Origin of the sequence: Streptomyces aureoversilis (genome assembly GCF_042657885.1) — a bacterium.
Lineage (GTDB): Bacteria > Actinomycetota > Actinomycetes > Streptomycetales > Streptomycetaceae > Streptomyces > Streptomyces aureoversilis.
On record NZ_JBHSKJ010000002.1, the window covers coordinates 195417 to 211887 of the forward strand.

The following is a 16471-nucleotide window of genomic DNA, read 5'->3' on the forward strand; positions in this document are numbered from 1 at the left end:
TTCGGAACTTGTCGTGTACCAGGGCGTTTACCGAAGCCCCGGCAGACCTACTCTTGATGTATGGACGGGCCTGGAGACCCACCTGAGGGCACGCCCGAGGGTGTCCCGGCAGGTGGGGACGACGAATACCGATCCGTCGTCTTCGACGAATCGTTCGTGCGCGCTGCCCGGCTCCAGGAGCTCTCCGCCAGCGAGCGCATGGGTGACCACGCGCTCGCGGTCCGTAACCGCCACCTGTGGTCCCGGGTCAGCACCTCACGCCAGGTGATCGTCCTGGTGATCCTCATAGCCCTGGCCTTCGGCACGGCCGTCTACATGGGATTGCGCCATCCCTACAAGGACCCGGTCGTGCCGGCCGCCGAGCCCATGCGGGCCACGCTCGTCCCGCTCGCGCCGCACGACCCGGTGCCCGGCGGCAGCGCGCAGGAGCTGTTCGACCACAGCCCCTCCGCGCAGTTCCGGCTGGGTGCCGAAGGCGTCAACCTGCCCGCCGCGCGCAGCACCCAGCACTTCTCCGAGAGCCAGGTGATGGCGGCCCTCGCCGCCGCCAAGGAGTACACGGTGAAGTCGGCGCTCGACCCGGCCGTGCTCACCGGCGGCGCCCAGCGGAGCGTCCGGCTGCTGCTGGACCCCGCCCAGCTCGACCAGTTCGACCGCAGCTTCGACCGCCCCGCGGACGACGGGCGGCACGCGGCCACCGGCTGGCTCGTGCGCTTCGACCCCGCCCAGGTGGCCCTCGTCGACACCCCCGTGCGCACCCGCGGCGTCTTCTCGATCACCGAGAGCGGGCCGGCCACGCTGGAGGTCTCGTCCGACCACACCTTCGTCTACGCCCTGCGCCCGGCGAAGGAGGCGGCCGACCGCAGCGTGAACGCGGACAAGTCGTCGCTGTTCACCGTGCGGCGGGCGATGAAGTTCCGCTTCGACCGGGAAGGGCTGCAGGAGCACCACCTGATCGTCGTGCAGAGCTACGTCCAGGCCGGGCCCGAGTCCTGCTCGGCCGACGACGAGGTCTACCTGCGGCCGCTGCTGGCCGGCCAGCAGCCGGACGGATCCGTGCCGGGCGACACGGACCCGTACGCCACGGGGTCGGCGACCGCCGCGGTGTGCGGCTCCCTGGCGGCAAGCGCCCAGCCGGCACCGCCGGGCCGCTAGGCCTTCCCGCCGCCCTCCGAGGGGCCTCCGGGGCCCTCCTTCGGGGAGTCCTTCGCCGGGCCTCCCGGGCCCGCCGGGCGCCCGGTGAAGACGTCCTTGAGCCGACCGCCCAGGTCCCCCGCTCCGCCGGCGATGTCCCGCACCAGCCCCATCAGCGGATCCTTGCTGGACCGCACCGACTCCGCGTAGTGGTTCGCGGACTCCCGGAGGGAGTCCGTCACCGACGTGTCCTTGTCCTCCTCGCGCCGCGGGTAGTGCCCGTCCATGATCCGCTGGAAGTCCCGGCTCTCGGACCACTTCTTCAGCTCCGCGGCCCGCACGGTCGTGAACGGGTGGCTGCGCGGCAGCATGTTCATGATCTTCAGGACGGAGTCGCGCAGGTCCCCGCCGGCCTCGTACTCCTCGGCCTGGGCGAGGAAGGCGTCCACGTTCATCTCGTGCAGGTGATTGCCGCCGGCGATCTTCATCAGGCCGCGCATCGACGCCCGGGCGTCCTGCCCGACCAGCAGGCCCGCCCGGTCCGCGGACAGCTCCGACTTGCGGAACCACTCGCGCAGGGCCGTCACGATCGCCATGATCGCGACGTTGCCCAGCGGGATCCAGGCCACCTTGACCGCGAAGTTCGTCAGGAACAGCAGGATCGTGCGGTAGACGGCGTGCCCGGACAGGGCGTGTCCCACCTCGTGGCCGACGACCGCCCGCATCTCCTCCTCGTCCAGCAGCTCGACCAGGCCCGTCGTCACGACGATGACGGGCTCGTCCAGGCCGATGCACATGGCGTTGGGCTGCGGGTCCTGGGTGACGTACATCGGCGGGACCTTCGGCAGGTCCAGGAGGTAGCAGGCGTCCAGGAGCATCGTGTGCAGGTGCTGGAACTGCTGCTCGCCGACGCGCACCGAGTCGGACAGGAACAGCAGGCGCAGGCTGCGCTCGGGCAGCAGCGCGCTCAGCGCCTTGAAGACCGTGTCGAAGCCGCTCAGCTTGCGCAGCGCCACCAGGGCGGAACGGTCCGCCGGGTGCTCGTAGGCGCGCGAGGAGATGCCGGGGAAGCGCTTGCGCTGCCGCCCCGGTAGCCGCTCCCCGGGCGCGTGGCCGTTGCTGCCGTTGCTGCTGTCACTCATCGGGACCCCCTCGGCGGCGTATGCACCTTCCGGACCCCACCCTAGGCGCTGCCGCCGACAGGGCTACCGTGGAGACATGCCCCATCTGCATGCACTTGCCGCCCAGCCGGGCGTGACCGAGCTCCTCGCCGTCTCCAAGGACGACACGGGCCCGGGCGTCGTCCTCCGCACCGTGCTCATCGTCGGTGTCGTCGGCATCGTCTTCCTGGCCTGGTTCCTGCTGCGCGGCTACAAGAAGGACTGACGCGAGCCCGGCGCCGCGCCCCCGACGCGCGCCACAAGCGCGGAGTCGGGGTGAGCCCGGCCGCGGCCCCCGCATACGATGTGGCAGAAATCTCTGCCCGCTACCGTCCCGGATTGGTCCTGCCGACGATGACTGCCTTCGCCTCAGCGCACACCGCCCTCGCCACCCTCGCCTCCGAGGGCGAGCACGTCGACACGCACCCCAGCATCAGCCCCTACATGACCGGTGGCGCCGCCCTGGTCATCCTGCTGCTCCTGCTGTGGGTCACCACGCGCTTCAACCGCGACCGCTGAGCGAGCCGGTCCCTGCGGGTCCGGCGCTCCGCCGCGCCCAGTAGGGTCTGCACGCATGGGAGAGCAGACAGGGCCCGTGAAGCGGCGACTCGGCGTGATGGGCGGGACCTTCGACCCGATCCACCACGGCCACCTGGTCGCCGCGAGCGAGGTGGCAGCGCGTTTCCACCTGGACGAGGTGGTCTTCGTACCGACCGGGCAGCCGTGGCAGAAGAGCCACCGGGAGGTGTCCCCGGCCGAGGACCGCTATCTGATGACGGTGATCGCCACGGCATCGAACCCGCAGTTCTCGGTCAGCAGGATCGACATCGACCGCGGCGGGCCGACGTACACCACGGACACGCTCCGTGAGCTCGCCGCGCTCAACGACGACTCGGACCTGTTCTTCATCACCGGCGCCGACGCGCTGTCCCAGATCCTGACCTGGCGGGACACGGAGGAGCTGTTCTCCCTGGCCCACTTCATCGGCGTGACCCGGCCCGGCCACATACTGGCCAATCCGGGGCTGCCGGAGGGCGGCGTCTCCCTCGTCGAGGTGCCGGCCCTCGCCATCTCCTCCTCCGACTGCCGCGCCCGCGTGGCGCAGGGCGACCCGGTCTGGTATCTGGTCCCCGACGGCGTGGTGCGCTACATCAACAAGCGCAAGCTCTACCGGCGCTGAGCGGCACGGAACCGAGGGGCACTGAGGGGAACCGGTGAACGACCGACAGGACCCGTACGCACATCAGCCGCAGGTGTACGGCTACGACGCCTACGGGCAGCCGGTGTACCACCCGGACGCGCCCGAGCGGGTCTACGACCCGTACGGTCAACCGGTGCAGCAGCACTCCTTCTCCCCTCAGGAGGCCGGCCACGGGGGCGGCGGCTACGGCGGGTACGACGGCTACGGCACGGGGGGCGGCCACGACCCGTACGGCGTGCCTGCGCAGCAGCCCCCGCAGCAGCAGGCCCAGCAGCAGGAGTGGATCCCGCGGCAGGCGGGCCCGCCGTACGCTGAGGAGCCCGGCGCCCGGGAGCGGCAAGCGCAGACCCCCGGGGCGCGGCCCCACGAGGCGGGGGCCTACGAGGCGGAGCCTCAGGCGCCACCGGCCGGTCGGCAGGCACCCGGCAAGGTGCCCGTCCCCACCGCGGCAGCGGACTACCGCACCGAGCAGTTCTCGTTCATCGAGGAGCCCGACGAGGACTCCGAGGACGTCATCGACTGGCTCAAGTTCAGCGAGAGCCGCACCGAGCGGCGCGACGAGCGCAAGCGCAAGGGCCGCAACCGGATCGTCGCCATCGTCGTGGTGCTCGTCCTCGCGCTGGGCGGTGCGGCGGGCTACCTGTTCCTCACCGGCTCGGACGGCAAGAAGGGCGCGGCCGCGACCGGCGGGGGGCAGAAGCGCGACGTGATCGTCGTCCATCTGCGGCAGACCCGCGGCGGCGGCTCCTCCACCGCCCTGCTGGTCGACAACGAGACCACCAAGAAGGCCACCACCGTCCTGCTGCCGAACACCCTGGCCGTCGCCAAGGAGGGCGGCGCCGGCTCCACCACGCTCGGCAAGTCCGTGCAGGACGACGGCACCGGGGCCACCCGCGACGCCCTGAACACGCTGCTGGGCTCCGACATCAAGGGCAGCTGGCGGCTGGACACCCCCTACCTGGAGAACCTGGTCGAGCTCGTCGGCGGCATCGAGGCGGACACCGACACCGACGTCCCCGGCGAGAAGCCCGGCGACAGCCCGCTCGTCCGGCGCGGCACCGCGCAGAGCCTGAGCGGCCGCACGGCCGTCGCCTACGCCACCCACCGCGGGCCCGGGGAGGACGAGGGCAAGCAGCTCGCCCGGTTCGGTCAGGTCATGCAGGCGGTGCTGAAGAAGATGCCGGACGACAGCGCCTCGGCCACGCGCACCGTGGAGTCGCTCGCGCAGATCCCCGACCCCTCGCTCTCCACCGAGCAGCTGGGCGCCTCCCTGGCCCACATGGCCGCGCTGGCCCGGAAGGGCTCGTACGCCACCGCGCTGCTGCCCGTGGAGAAGGACGGCACCCTCGGCGAGAAGGCCACCGGGGGCGTCGTCAAGGAGGTCCTGGGCGGCACGGTGAAGAACAGCGACCGGAACGCGACGCCCCGGGTGAGCGTGAAGAACGCCACAGGCGGCAAGGGGGCCGCCACCTCCGCCCAGATCACGCTGGTCAACAGCGGCTACAGCGTGATCGACGGCGGCACGGCGGGATCCGCGGCGACGGCCTCGGCAGTGCTCTACGCGGACGAGAAGCGGGCGGCGGAGGCCAGGGAGGTCGCCAAGACGCTGGGGCTGCCGGCGGGCGCGGTGAAGCAGGCGAAGGACGCGACGACGGCCGACGTCACCGTGGTCCTGGGCAAGGACTACAAGGGCTGAGGGGCGGGCGGTCACAGGAGCGCCGAAGCGGCGGGCGCGGGGGCCGGTGGCCGCCCGGAGGCCGGCCGTAATGGCCAGGAGGGTCGCCGGTGGGTCGTGAGACCCTTGATGGGTACCCGAATCCTCTTCGACGAAAGCATGGCTTGTGACCGCCACGGACCGCTCCATCGAGCTCATCAAGGCCGCCGCCCAGGCGGCCGCCGACAAGCTCGCGCACGACATCATCGCGTACGACGTCAGCGACGTACTGTCGATCACCGACGCCTTCCTGCTGGCCTCGGCTCCCAACGACCGCCAGGTCAAGTCGATCGTCGACGAGATCGAGGAGCACCTCGCCAAGGAGCTCGGCGCCAAGCCGGTGCGCCGTGAGGGCGACCGCGACGCCCGCTGGGTGCTGCTCGACTACGTCGACATCGTCATCCACGTGCAGCACAGCGAGGAGCGCGTCTACTACGCCCTGGAGCGGCTGTGGAAGGACTGCCCGGAGATCGAGCTGCCCGCCGACGCCGTCGCCACCCGCGGCAAGGGCGAGGAGCACTCCCGCGCGCAGGCCGCGGAGGCCGGCTCCGACGGCGTGGACGGTGAGCTGAGCTGAGCGGCGCCAAGAGCGGTGGCCCGGGCCGCCGCATCGTCCTGTGGCGGCACGGCCAGACCGCCTGGAACCTGGAGCGGCGCTTCCAGGGCTCCACGGACATCGAGCTGACCGGGACCGGCGTGGCGCAGGCGCGCCGGGCCGCCCGGCTGCTGGCCGGACTCCGGCCGGACGTGATCATCGCCTCGGACCTCAGCCGGGCCACGGCCACGGCGGCGGAGCTCGCCGCCGTCACGGGCCTTGAGGTCACCACCCACGCCGAGCTGCGCGAGACGTACGCGGGCGTGTGGCAGGGCCTCACGCACGACGAGATCATCGAGCGGCACGGCGAGGAGTACGCGGCGTGGAAGCGCGGCGAGCCCGTCCGGCGCGGCGGCGGCGAGCTGGAGACCGAGGTCGCCGACCGGGCCGCCCCGGTCGTCCTGGAGCAGGCCGCGAAGCTGCCGGAGAACGGCACGCTCGTCGTCGTCAGCCACGGCGGCACCATCCGCACCACCATCGGCCGGCTGCTCCAGCTGGAGTCCCGCTCCTGGGAGGCGCTGGGCGGCCTCACCAACTGCTGCTGGTCGGTGCTGGGCGAGGGCGCGCGCGGCTGGCGCCTGCTGGAGCACAACGCGGGGACGCTCCCCGAGGCGGTGCTCGGCGACGACGACTGAGCGCCCCCGGGGTGCCCCGGGCCCGGATTTCACATCCGGGCAGGTGGCAGGCTAAAGTTCTTCTTGTTCGCGGGGAACGCCGGGGGAAACGCCGGAAGACCTGAGAACAGCGGGGCTATAGCTCAGTTGGTAGAGCGCCTGCATGGCATGCAGGAGGTCAGGAGTTCAATTCTCCTTAGCTCCACAGTTCGAAACGATCCCGTCTCCGTCACCGGAGACGGGATCGTTTGCTTTACCGGCACATTCCCGTGGCAGAATCCGGTCGTCGGGAGCGGAGGACGGGCCGAAGGGGAGGGAACGGCTGACCCATGGGTGCTCACAGCCGGAAGTGCGACTGGTGCGGCAGCGGCACGCCGATCGTCCGGGACATGGAACCGCTCAACTCCGCCTTCCAGTACTGGTGCGTGGAGTGCGCACGGGCGCTGATCATAAAAGGCGACCCCATCGAGACCTACCGCGAGCTGGAAGGCGAGCCGATCTACGGGCGGCTGCTGGACGAGCACTGCACGCTCAAGCGCTTCTACTCCTTCGCCACGGCCTGACGGCGCCGGCCCCGCCCGGGGCAGGGGGCTCCGGTCCCAGCCGGAACGGGCCCCGGCACCGGCCGGGATCGGCCGCGCACCGGAACGCACACGACCGCACGCCCCGGTGCGACGGAACCTGTGATTTCCCGGTTTTTCCCCGGATTTCCTTCATGTCCGGCAACCCCCGCCAGAGACGCACGCGTCCTGAGGGGTGAAGCTGCCGCCGGGAACGGCCGGCGGCACGGGGGAAGCATGCGGAGGACACCGCGTGACCGAAACTGTCATCGGCCCGGCCGGCTCCGAAGAGGCCGTGGCCGAACTCACACCCTTTCTCGACGCCCTGCGCGTCCCGCCGGTGCTGCGGCCCGGCCGGACCGAAGCGCTCCGCGGCATCGAGATCGAACAGACCACCACCTGGGTCCGACTGCACTCGCAGCTGCCGCCCACCCGCGTATGGGCCTACGAGGGCCACGTCCCGGGGCCGACGATCGAGGTGCGCCGCGGCCGCCGGCTGCGCATCACCTGGAGCAACCGCCTCACCGGCCCCCACCCGGTGACCGCCGTGGAGGCGGCGCAGGTGCCCGGCGCCCCGGCGCCCGACACCGTGCCCGGCCGCAGCGGCGCCGTACCGCTGGCCGACGTCGCGGCGCTGCCCGCCTGGACGGTCACGCACCTGCACGGCGCACCCACCGGCGGCGGCAACGACGGCTGGTCGGAGAACGCCGTCTCACCGGGCGACAGCCAGCTCTCCGAATATCCCAACGACCACCGTGCGGTCGCCTGGTGGTACCACGACCACGCCATGGACATCACCCGCTGGAACGTCTTCGCGGGCCTGGCGGGGATGTACCTCGTCCGGGACGCCGAGGAGGACGCGCTGCACCTGCCCTCGGGCGAGCGCGAGATCCCGCTGATCGTCCAGGACCGCAACCTCGACCAGGACCCGGACGGCAAGCTCACCGGCAGGCTGCTCCACAAGACCGTGATCGTCGGCAAGGACGCCCAGGGCAAGAACGTCACCCGCTCCTTCAACGGCCCGTACACCCTTGTCAACGGCGTCATCTGGCCCCACCTGGACGTGACGGCCCAGTGGTACCGCTTCCGGCTGCTCAACGCCTCCAACGCGCGGACCTACGCGCTGCGGCTGGTCGACGAGGAGACCGGTGCGCCGGTGCGGGGCGCGGCCTGGCAGATCGGCACGGACGGAGGGCTGCTGCCGCGTCCGCTGCCGCTGGACGGGCCGCTGTCCGTGGCGCCCGCCGAGCGCATGGACCTGCTGATCGACTTCGGGCTGCTGCGGGGCCGCCGCGTCCGGCTGGTCAACGAGGCCCCGGGGGTGCCCTACCCGCAGGTCATGGAGTTCCGGGTGGCGGACGAGGAGGAGTGCGACCCCTTCGTGCTGCCGTCGGTGATCTCCAGCTCCTTCGAGCGGCTCACCCACGACACGGTGCCCGAGCACGAGCACCGGCTGATCGCACTCGTCCCGCCCGGCTCGGCCGGCAACGCCCACCCGGGCATGTGGGAGATGCAGAGGGTCGAGCCGGGTGACGTGCAGATCCCGGGCGCGGGGGTGATCCAGGTCAAGGGCGCGGACGGCAAGCTGCGGACGTACCGCAGGGCCGCCCAGACCTTCGACGACGCGCTCGGCTTCATGGTCACCTACGACGGCTGGGAGCAGTGGAGCTTCCTCAACCTGGGCGGCCCGACGCACCCGATGCACATCCACCTGATCGACTTTCAGGTCCTCAGCCGCGACCTCTACCCCGCGGGCCCGCAGAGCCCCTTCGACGTCGCCCTGGGCGGCACGCGCGCGCCGCTGGAGTTCGGGGGGCGGGCGCCGGTGTCGGCGGGCGACGCGGGCTGGAAGGACGTGATCCAGGTGCCGGCCGGGCAGATGGTCAACGTGATCGGCCGTTTCCGCGGTGCGCGCGGCCGGTTCATGTATCACTGCCACCTGCTGGAGCACGAGGACATGGGGATGATGCGTCCGTTCGTGGTGATGCCGGGTGAAGTGCTGAAGTTCCATCACGGGGAGCACGGCGGCCACGGGGGTCACGGGGGGCACGGCCGCTGAGGCCGTCCCGCGAGGGGCGGTCCGGCCCGGCGCCCGCGGTCCGGAGGGCAGCCAGGGCGAGGAAGGCCGCCCCGGCCGCCGGGTAGCCGGCGGAGAGCAGCATCCGGCCGCCGTTCTGCCGGAGTTCGGGCCGGGTCTGCACGTCGTGGGGGACCCGCCACAGCGCGTAGGAGCAGAACAGCACGGCGGCCACCGCGGTGCCCGCCCACCAGGCGAGGCTGCCGCGGGCGGCCGCCTCGCGGGCGAGCAGCAGCCCGGCCGGTACGCACCACACCCAGTGGTGCGACCAGGAGACGGGGCTGACGAGCAGCGCGGTGGCCGCGCAGGAGAGGGCGCCCCAGGCGGTCGCCCGCGGCCCGGACCGCTGCGTCCGGACCGCGACCGTGAGGCCGAGCACGGTGACGGCCAGCGCCGTGACCGCCCACCACGTCCCGGGATCGCCGGTGTGCAGCAGCCGGGCGAGGACGCCGCGCAGCGACTGGTTGGCGGTGTCCTCGGCGTGGCCGACCCGCTCGGTGGCGAAGACGGCGTCCATCCAGAAGCGGCGCGAGTCGTACGGCAGGGCCAGCGCGGCGAGGACCGCAGTCCCGGCGAAGGCGGCGGTGGCGACGGCCGCCCGGCGCAGCCACGGCCCGCCGCCCGCCGCGCCCGCGCCGCCTGCTTCGTCCGCTCCGCCCCCTGCGCCCGCGCCGGCCGTGCGCCGGGCGAGGCCGGTCGCCGCCAGGTGGACGACGAAGAGGGCGGGAGTGAGCTTGATGCCCGTCGCGAGGCCGGTGCCCAGGCCCGCCCAGCGGTGGGCGGCGGGGCGCGTCAGGTCCCACAGCACCAGGACGACGAGGAGGAGGTTGATCTGCCCGTTGCGCAGGGTCTGCCACACGGGCTCGCACCAGACGCACAGGGCGGCCACCGTGAGCGTCACGGCGGCGCGCGGGCGGACGTCGACGAGCCGCAGGGAGAGGTGCACGAGGGCGAGCAGCAGGCCGAGGTTGGCGAGCTCGGTGAGGACGCGCAGCGCGGTCGTGCCGGGCAGGGTCAGCGCGGTGAACAGGAGTGCCGCGAAGGGCGGGTAAGTGGCGGGCAGGCCGCGGTGCGTGGCGCGCATCGCGTAGAGGTCGCCGCCGGTGCGGACGGTCCACCCTTCGGCGCGGTAGACGAGGAGGTCGATGGAGGTGACGTGGGCGGCACGCTGGGCCAGCAGGACGAGGCAGAAGGAGACCAGACAGCCCGCGGCGGCGGCCAGGGTGCTGCGGCGGCCGGGGCGGCCGGGCCGGGCTGGCACGAGGAGCACTCCGGTTCCACGGGTGACAAATCGGGCGAATAGTGGGCGATGTTATCCCATTCGCCCCGGTTTCCTGTGGCACCGGGCGGCCGATTTGGCAGGCGGCGGGGGTCTCCGTGTAATGTTGTCGATGTCGCCGGGGGGAACGGCAAGGGAAACAACCCGAACCGAACCCGGTGGAAAACAGAACACGGGGCTATAGCTCAGTTGGTAGAGCGCCTGCATGGCATGCAGGAGGTCAGGAGTTCAATTCTCCTTAGCTCCACAGGAAATAAGCGGGTCGTCCGGAAACGGACGGCCCGCTTTTTCGTTTCCGCACCCGGCTGCCGGGCGCTCCGGTGGCTACCGCTCCTTGTCCAGCCGGAGGGCCAGCGCGGGGCAGCGCCGTACGGCCCGCTGCGCCCGGCCCCGCAGGTGGTCCGGGACCCCCGCGTCCGCGAGCGCGGGATAGCCGTCCGGTCCGGTGCGCACGAGCTGCGGCAGCAGGTCCGCGCACAGCCCGTGCCCCTTGCACAGCGTCCAGTCCACCGCCAGCCGCTCCACACGGCGCGGGGCGCCGGTGACGGCGTCCGGGCCGCCGGACGGGGGCAGCGGCAGCACCCCGGCCGTCGGGCGCCCGCAGCCGGCGCCCAGGACGTGCGCCGCGAGGTCGTCCGTGAAGGCCGACAGCGCGCTCAGGACGAACCGCGCGGCACCGTCCGGATGCCCGCACGCCCCGCGCCCCCGCACCGCCCCGGCGGCCTCCCGTACGGCCTCCAGCGCACCCTGCCCGCCGCCGGCCGTGACGTCCGCCAGCGCCCCGGCGAGCGTGGGCAGCCCGAGCCGGCACGGCCCGCACTGCCCGGCCGACTCGGCGGCAAGCCAGTGCGCGACCCGTACCGTCTCGCCCAGCGGGCAGGTGTCCGCCGGCAGCGGCAGCACGGCCCCCGCCCCGAGCGCCCCGCCGCGGGCGGCCAGGCCCTCGTACGACACCGGGGCCGCGGCCGCCGTCGCCGCGTCCAGCCACGCGCCGTGGTAGCCGCCGGTCAGCACCGCCTGCGGGGCCGGGGCGGCGCCGCAGGCCGTCAGGACGGAGGCGAGCGGCACCCCGCCCGGCACCTCCACGACCTGCGGCTGCGGCACCGCGCCCGAGACGGTCAGCAGCACGGTGCCGGGCTCGCCCGGGGTGCCCGCGGCCGCATAGCCCTCGGCCCCCAGGCGGGCGGCGAGGGCGAGTTGGGCGTAGGTCTCGGCGTTGGACAGCAGCGTCGGCGCTCCGCTCAGCCCGTCCTGCGAGGCCCTGCCGTGCCGGCCGGGCGGCAGCGGCGGCCCGCCGTCGGCGGCCCGCAGCAGCGCCGAGGACTCGCCCGAGACCAGCCGCTCGGGCAGCCGGACCACCCGGGCGCGCACGGACAGGCCGCGCCCGGGCCGCCCGTGCCGGTCGGTGAGGCCCCGCTCGGCCAGCGCCTCCCGGACCGAGGCCTCGGCCGTCGCCCGGGTCACCCCGACGACCACCGAGCCGGCGCCGAGGGCGGCCGCGGCCAGCAGCGCACCGTCCAGCACCAGGTGCGGTGCCCGGCCGAGGAGCACGGCGTCCTTGCGGCAGGCCGGATCGCCCTCGCAGCCGTTGACCACCACCGCGGGGCGCGCGCTGCGCCGCTGTGCCATCCGGCCGACCGCCCGCAGCTTCTGCGCGAACGGGAAGCCCGCGCCGCCGCGGCCGCGCAGCGCGACCGCCTCCGCCAGCGCCGTCAGCTGCTCCTCGGTGTGCCGGGGCAGCGAGCCGTGCACCGACAGGTGCGCGCTGCGGTCCAGCCGGGCCGCCCTGTCCAGCCCGGCCAGCAGGCGCGGCGTCCCCAGGGAGAGGACCGCCGGCTGCTCGGGGAGCGCGGCGCTCACCGGGCCCGGCCCGGGGCGCCCGGCCGCGGCCGGTCCGCCCCTATGCGCCCTTGGACCACCGTCGCGGCGAGAGGGGCCGGGTCGAGGACGCCACCGGTGCGGTCGGGGAAGTCGAGGAGGTCCATGGCACGGCACCGTAGGGAGCCCACCGGCGGCGTGCGGTCCGCTTCGTGCAACCCCGGCGCGAAGGGGCTCACCACTGCTAACGTCGGTTCGTTCGGCGCAGCCGTACCAGGGCCCGAACCTCGATGCGCCCCCTTCGGCCCCTGCGGTAACCTGACCCCATGCGTGCCGTACGCCTTCTGCTTAGCGGGCCGCGCTGATCAGTACCGACCGGTGACCACGGTCGGCATCGGCGCGGCGTCCCCTCCTGTGCGAGGGGATTTTTCATTTCCGCAGGTGCCGCAGGTAGAGACGACGACGATCGATGGAGCTTTGAGGACGATGAGCGAGACCAACACCGCCGCCGAGGTGGCTGCCCCGCACCGCTACACGGCCGCGCTGGCCGCCGACATCGAGGCACGCTGGCAGGACTTCTGGGACGCCGAGGGCACCTACGAGGCGCCCAACCCCACCGGTGACCTGGCGGGCGACCCCGCGGTCGTGGCCCGTCCCGAGAAGTTCATCATGGACATGTTCCCGTACCCCTCGGGTGCGGGCCTGCACGTCGGCCACCCGCTCGGCTACATCGCCACCGACGTCTACGCGCGCCACCACCGCATGACCGGCCACAACGTCCTGCACACCCTGGGCTTCGACGCCTTCGGCCTGCCCGCCGAGCAGTACGCCGTGCAGACCGGCACGCACCCGCGGGTCTCCACCGAGGCCAACATCGTCAACATGAAGGCGCAGCTGCGCCGCCTGGGCCTGGGCCACGACAAGCGCCGCTCCTTCGCCACGATCGACCCGGCCTACTACAAGTGGACCCAGTGGATCTTCCTGCAGATCTTCAACTCCTGGTACGACGAGGAGGCGAAGAAGGCCCGTCCGATCGGCGAGCTGATCGCGCAGTTCGAGAGCGGGCAGCGCGAGGTGCCGGGAACGCGCGCGTGGAGCGAGCTGAGCGCCGCCGAGCGCGAGGACGTCCTGGGCGGCTACCGCCTGGCCTACGCCTCCGACGCGCCGGTCAACTGGTGCCCCGGCCTGGGCACCGTCCTGGCCAACGAGGAGGTCACCGCCGACGGCCGTTCCGAGCGCGGCAACTTCCCCGTCTTCAAGTCCAAGCTGCGCCAGTGGAACATGCGGATCACCGCCTACGCGGACCGCCTGCTGGAGGACCTGGACGCCCTGGACTGGCCCGAGGCCATCAAGCTCCAGCAGCGCAACTGGATCGGCCGCAGCGTCGGCGCCCGCGTCGACTTCGCCGTCGAGGGCCACGCGGACGCCAAGGTCACCGTCTTCACCACGCGCCAGGACACCCTCTTCGGCGCCACCTACCTGGTCGTCGCCCCCGAGCACCAGCTCGTCACCGAGGACGAGGCCCACCGCTCGGTCGTCCCGGCCGCCTGGCCCGAGGGCACGCACCAGGACTGGACCGGCGGGCACGCCACCCCGGCCGAGGCCGTCGCCGCCTACCGCAAGGAGGCCGCCGCCAAGTCCGACGTCGAGCGGCAGGCCGACGCCAAGGAGAAGACCGGCGTCTTCACCGGCGTCTACGCGATCAACCCGGCCAACGGCGAGAAGCTGCCCGTCTTCACCGCCGACTACGTGCTGATGGGCTACGGCACCGGCGCGATCATGGCCGTCCCCGCCCACGACAGCCGCGACTTCGCCTTCGCGCGCGCCTTCGACCTGCCGATGCACTGCGTCGTGCAGCCGGCCGACGACCGCGGCACCGACCCGTCCACCTGGGCGGAGTCCTTCGACTCGTACGACGCCGAGATCATCAACTCGGCCGGCGAGGGCATCTCCCTGGACGGCCTGGTCGTCACCGACGCGAAGACCCGCATGGCCGAGTGGCTGACGGAGCAGGGCATCGGCGAGGCCACCGTCAACTTCCGCCTGCGCGACTGGCTCTTCAGCCGCCAGCGCTACTGGGGCGAGCCCTTCCCGATCGTCTACGACGAGCAGGGCGTGGCCCACTCGCTGCCCGAGTCGATGCTGCCGCTGGAGCTGCCCGAGGTCGAGGACTACTCGCCGCGGACCTTCGAACCCGACGACGCCGACACCGAGCCCGAGACCCCGCTCTCCCGCAACGAGGAGTGGGTCAACGTCACGCTGGACCTCGGCGACGGCCCCAAGCGCTACCGCCGCGAGACCAACACCATGCCCAACTGGGCGGGCTCCTGCTGGTACGAGCTGCGCTACCTCGACCCGCACAACGACGAGAAGCTGGTCTCCGCCGAGGCCGAGCAGTACTGGATGGGCCCGCGCGAGGGCCGGCCGCACGGTGGTGTCGACCTGTACGTCGGCGGTGCCGAGCACGCCGTGCTGCACCTGCTGTACGCCCGCTTCTGGTCCAAGATCCTCTTCGACCTGGGCCACATCTCCTCGGCCGAGCCGTTCCACAAGCTCTACAACCAGGGCATGATCCAGGCGTACGTCTACCGCGACGCCCGCGGCATCGCCGTCCCCGCCACCGAGGTGGAGGAGCGCGGCGGCGCGTACTACTACCAGGGCGAGAAGGTCAGCCGGCTGCTCGGCAAGATGGGCAAGTCCCTGAAGAACGCCGTCACGCCGGACGAGATCTGCTCCGAGTACGGCGCCGACACCCTGCGCCTGTACGAGATGGCGATGGGCCCGCTGGACGTCTCCCGCCCGTGGGACACCCGCGCCGTCGTCGGCCAGTACCGCCTGCTGCAGCGCCTGTGGCGCAACGTCGTCGACGAGGCCACCGGTGAGGTCACCGTCGTGGACGCCGAGGCCGACGAGGCCACGCTGCGCGCCCTGCACAAGGCGATCGACGGCGTCGGCCAGGACCTGGCGAACCTGCGCTTCAACACCGCCATCGCCAAGATCACCGAGCTGAACAACCACGTGACCAAGCTGAGCGAGGTCCCGCGGTCCGTCGCCGAGGCCATGGTGCTGCTGATCGCGCCGCTGGCCCCGCACATCGCCGAGGAGCTGTGGCACAAGCTCGGCCGCTCCGGCTCCGTGGTGCACGCGGACTTCCCCGTCGCCGACCCCGCCTACCTGGTCGACGAGGCCGTGACCTGCGTCGTCCAGATCAAGGGCAAGGTCAAGGCGCGGCTGGAGGTCCCGCCGTCCATCTCCGACGAGGAGCTGGAGAAGGTGGCGCTGGGCGACCCGGCGGTCGTCGCGGCGCTGGGCGGCGCGGGCATCCGCAAGGTCATCGTGCGGGCGCCGAAGCTGGTGAACATCGTCCCGGCGTAAGGTTCGGTCCGGCCTACTGAGGGTTCTTCCCTACGGGCAGGTTGGGGGTTCGTTCGGAACCCCTGGCCTGCCCGTGCCGTTTACGGTGGAGACGTAGGAAAAACCGCAGGAAAGAACCGCAGCAAAAATCCGTAGGGAAAGCTGTCGTCCCCCAACCGAGGAGCGTCATGGAAGCCGTGGCCGTGATCGTCGTTCTGATCTTCGCGGTCCTCGTCGCACTCGGGGTGATCGCCACGGTCAGGACGGTCCGTGCGGTCAAGCGCGGAGTGGACCGCACCGTCGGCCAGGCGCGCCGCACGGTCGAGGACACCCGGCTGAAGGCCCGGCAGTTCGCCCAGCCGGGACCGGCCGGGGAAGTCGCCCAACTGCGCCTGTCTCTGCGCACGTCGATGCGCGCCACGCAGGACGCCCTGCAGACCGCCGCGCCCGAGGACGCCTCGCTGTCCGAGGCGCTCGCCCTCTTCCAGCGGCTCAGCGCCCACGGTCACGAGCTGGACGACGAGCTCAAGCGCCTGGAGAACGAGCCGGACAAGGCCCGCGTCGCGGCCTGCCTGCCCGAGCTCCGCGAGCGCACGGCCCGCGTCAAGGACTCGGCGGACTCCCTGCGCTTCGCCGCCCAGGACCGCGCCCGGCGCTTCGCCGAGGACGACCTGGAGACGCTGAGCGGCCAGATCCGCATGGAGGCGGGGGCGCTGCGGCACTGGAGCGACGAGCCGGTGACCGGAGGGGCCGCGGGTGCGCCTGCCGGGGAGCCGGCCGCGGGCGCCGCTGTGCCGGGCGCCGGTGTGCCGGCGGGGGAGCGGCCCGGGCCCGAGACCGAGCCCGAGCCTCGCGCGATCACCGGGCGGGAGCGGGACGGATGGCGGCAGCCGGGCTACTCCTGGCAGAAGACGAGCCGCCCGGAGAGCACCACCTGATCGGTCGGGGGCGCCGTGCCCGCTGCT

At 72.7% G+C, this 16471-nt stretch carries 14 protein-coding genes, 2 tRNA genes and 1 pseudogene; 13 read left to right on the forward strand and 4 right to left on the reverse strand.

Features of this window, described 5'->3' with window-relative positions:
• The first annotated feature begins 60 nt into the window (after positions 1-60).
• A complete protein-coding gene (locus ACFPP6_RS03690; RefSeq protein WP_382037145.1) occupies positions 61-1155 on the forward strand; it encodes an SCO2583 family membrane protein in 1095 nt (364 codons plus the stop codon).
• Here ACFPP6_RS03690 and ACFPP6_RS03695 read toward each other — a convergent pair.
• Entirely contained in the window at positions 1152-2276 is a 1125-nt protein-coding gene (locus tag ACFPP6_RS03695) for a M48 family metallopeptidase (protein WP_382037149.1), read from the reverse strand. The two genes, ACFPP6_RS03690 and ACFPP6_RS03695, sit on opposite strands and share 4 nt — an antisense overlap.
• Before the next feature lie 76 nt (positions 2277-2352).
• Between ACFPP6_RS03695 and ACFPP6_RS03700 the strand changes: the two genes are divergently transcribed.
• The 9 genes and pseudogenes from ACFPP6_RS03700 to phsA all read left to right on the forward strand — a co-directional run.
• Positions 2353-2520, forward strand: coding sequence for a hypothetical protein (locus tag ACFPP6_RS03700; protein ID WP_382037151.1), 168 nt, complete (start codon positions 2353-2355; stop codon positions 2518-2520).
• A 128-nt stretch (positions 2521-2648) separates the two neighbouring features.
• On the forward strand, positions 2649-2813 hold the full coding sequence (locus ACFPP6_RS03705) for a hypothetical protein (RefSeq protein WP_173864780.1): 165 nt from the start codon (positions 2649-2651) through the stop codon (positions 2811-2813).
• 55 nt (positions 2814-2868) lie between these two features.
• Positions 2869-3474, forward strand: a complete 606-nt coding sequence (nadD, locus tag ACFPP6_RS03710) for a nicotinate-nucleotide adenylyltransferase (protein ID WP_179080859.1) — start codon at positions 2869-2871, stop codon at positions 3472-3474.
• A gap of 34 nt (positions 3475-3508) precedes the next feature.
• A complete protein-coding gene (locus ACFPP6_RS03715; RefSeq protein ID WP_382037155.1) occupies positions 3509-5191 on the forward strand; it encodes an LCP family protein in 1683 nt (560 codons plus the stop codon).
• 145 nt (positions 5192-5336) lie between these two features.
• Positions 5337-5786: a ribosome silencing factor gene (rsfS, locus tag ACFPP6_RS03720; RefSeq protein ID WP_382037158.1), complete on the forward strand. Its 450-nt coding sequence runs from the start codon at positions 5337-5339 to the stop codon at positions 5784-5786.
• Positions 5783-6439: a histidine phosphatase family protein gene (locus ACFPP6_RS03725; RefSeq protein WP_382037703.1), complete on the forward strand. Its 657-nt coding sequence runs from the start codon at positions 5783-5785 to the stop codon at positions 6437-6439. The genes rsfS and ACFPP6_RS03725 overlap by 4 nt, the downstream gene beginning before the upstream one ends.
• A 111-nt stretch (positions 6440-6550) precedes the next feature.
• Positions 6551-6623, forward strand: a tRNA-Ala gene (locus tag ACFPP6_RS03730).
• A gap of 124 nt (positions 6624-6747) precedes the next feature.
• Positions 6748-6981, forward strand: a complete 234-nt coding sequence (locus ACFPP6_RS03735) for a hypothetical protein (protein WP_058044482.1) — start codon at positions 6748-6750, stop codon at positions 6979-6981.
• Positions 6982-7318: 337 nt separating this feature from the next.
• Positions 7319-8935: pseudogene (gene phsA / locus ACFPP6_RS03740) on the forward strand (O-aminophenol oxidase PhsA); the annotation flags it as partial.
• Here phsA and ACFPP6_RS03745 read toward each other — a convergent pair.
• Positions 8901-10325: a glycosyltransferase 87 family protein gene (locus ACFPP6_RS03745; protein WP_382037161.1), complete on the reverse strand. Its 1425-nt coding sequence runs from the start codon at positions 10323-10325 to the stop codon at positions 8901-8903. The pseudogene phsA and the gene ACFPP6_RS03745 sit on opposite strands and share 35 nt — an antisense overlap.
• A 183-nt stretch (positions 10326-10508) precedes the next feature.
• On the opposite strand from ACFPP6_RS03745, the gene ACFPP6_RS03750 reads away from it, so the two are divergent.
• A tRNA-Ala gene (locus ACFPP6_RS03750) sits at positions 10509-10581 on the forward strand.
• A 77-nt stretch (positions 10582-10658) separates the two neighbouring features.
• Here the strand turns inward: ACFPP6_RS03750 and ACFPP6_RS03755 are convergent.
• Together ACFPP6_RS03755 and ACFPP6_RS03760 are read right to left on the reverse strand one after the other, a co-directional pair.
• A complete protein-coding gene (locus ACFPP6_RS03755; RefSeq protein WP_382037164.1) occupies positions 10659-12194 on the reverse strand; it encodes an NADH-ubiquinone oxidoreductase-F iron-sulfur binding region domain-containing protein in 1536 nt (511 codons plus the stop codon).
• A complete protein-coding gene (locus ACFPP6_RS03760; RefSeq protein ID WP_382037166.1) occupies positions 12191-12319 on the reverse strand; it encodes a hypothetical protein in 129 nt (42 codons plus the stop codon). Before ACFPP6_RS03760 ends, ACFPP6_RS03755 begins: the two co-directional genes overlap by 4 nt.
• 319 nt (positions 12320-12638) lie before the next feature.
• Here ACFPP6_RS03760 and ACFPP6_RS03765 point away from each other — a divergent pair, with 319 nt between their 5' ends.
• The gene (locus tag ACFPP6_RS03765) at positions 12639-15527 is read left to right on the forward strand and encodes a leucine--tRNA ligase (RefSeq protein WP_382037169.1); all 2889 of its coding nucleotides are present in this window, start codon (positions 12639-12641) and stop codon (positions 15525-15527) included.
• 167 nt (positions 15528-15694) lie between these two features.
• The gene (locus ACFPP6_RS03770; protein ID WP_382037172.1) at positions 15695-16444 is read left to right on the forward strand and encodes a hypothetical protein; all 750 of its coding nucleotides are present in this window, start codon (positions 15695-15697) and stop codon (positions 16442-16444) included.
• Positions 16445-16471: the final 27 nt, after the last annotated feature.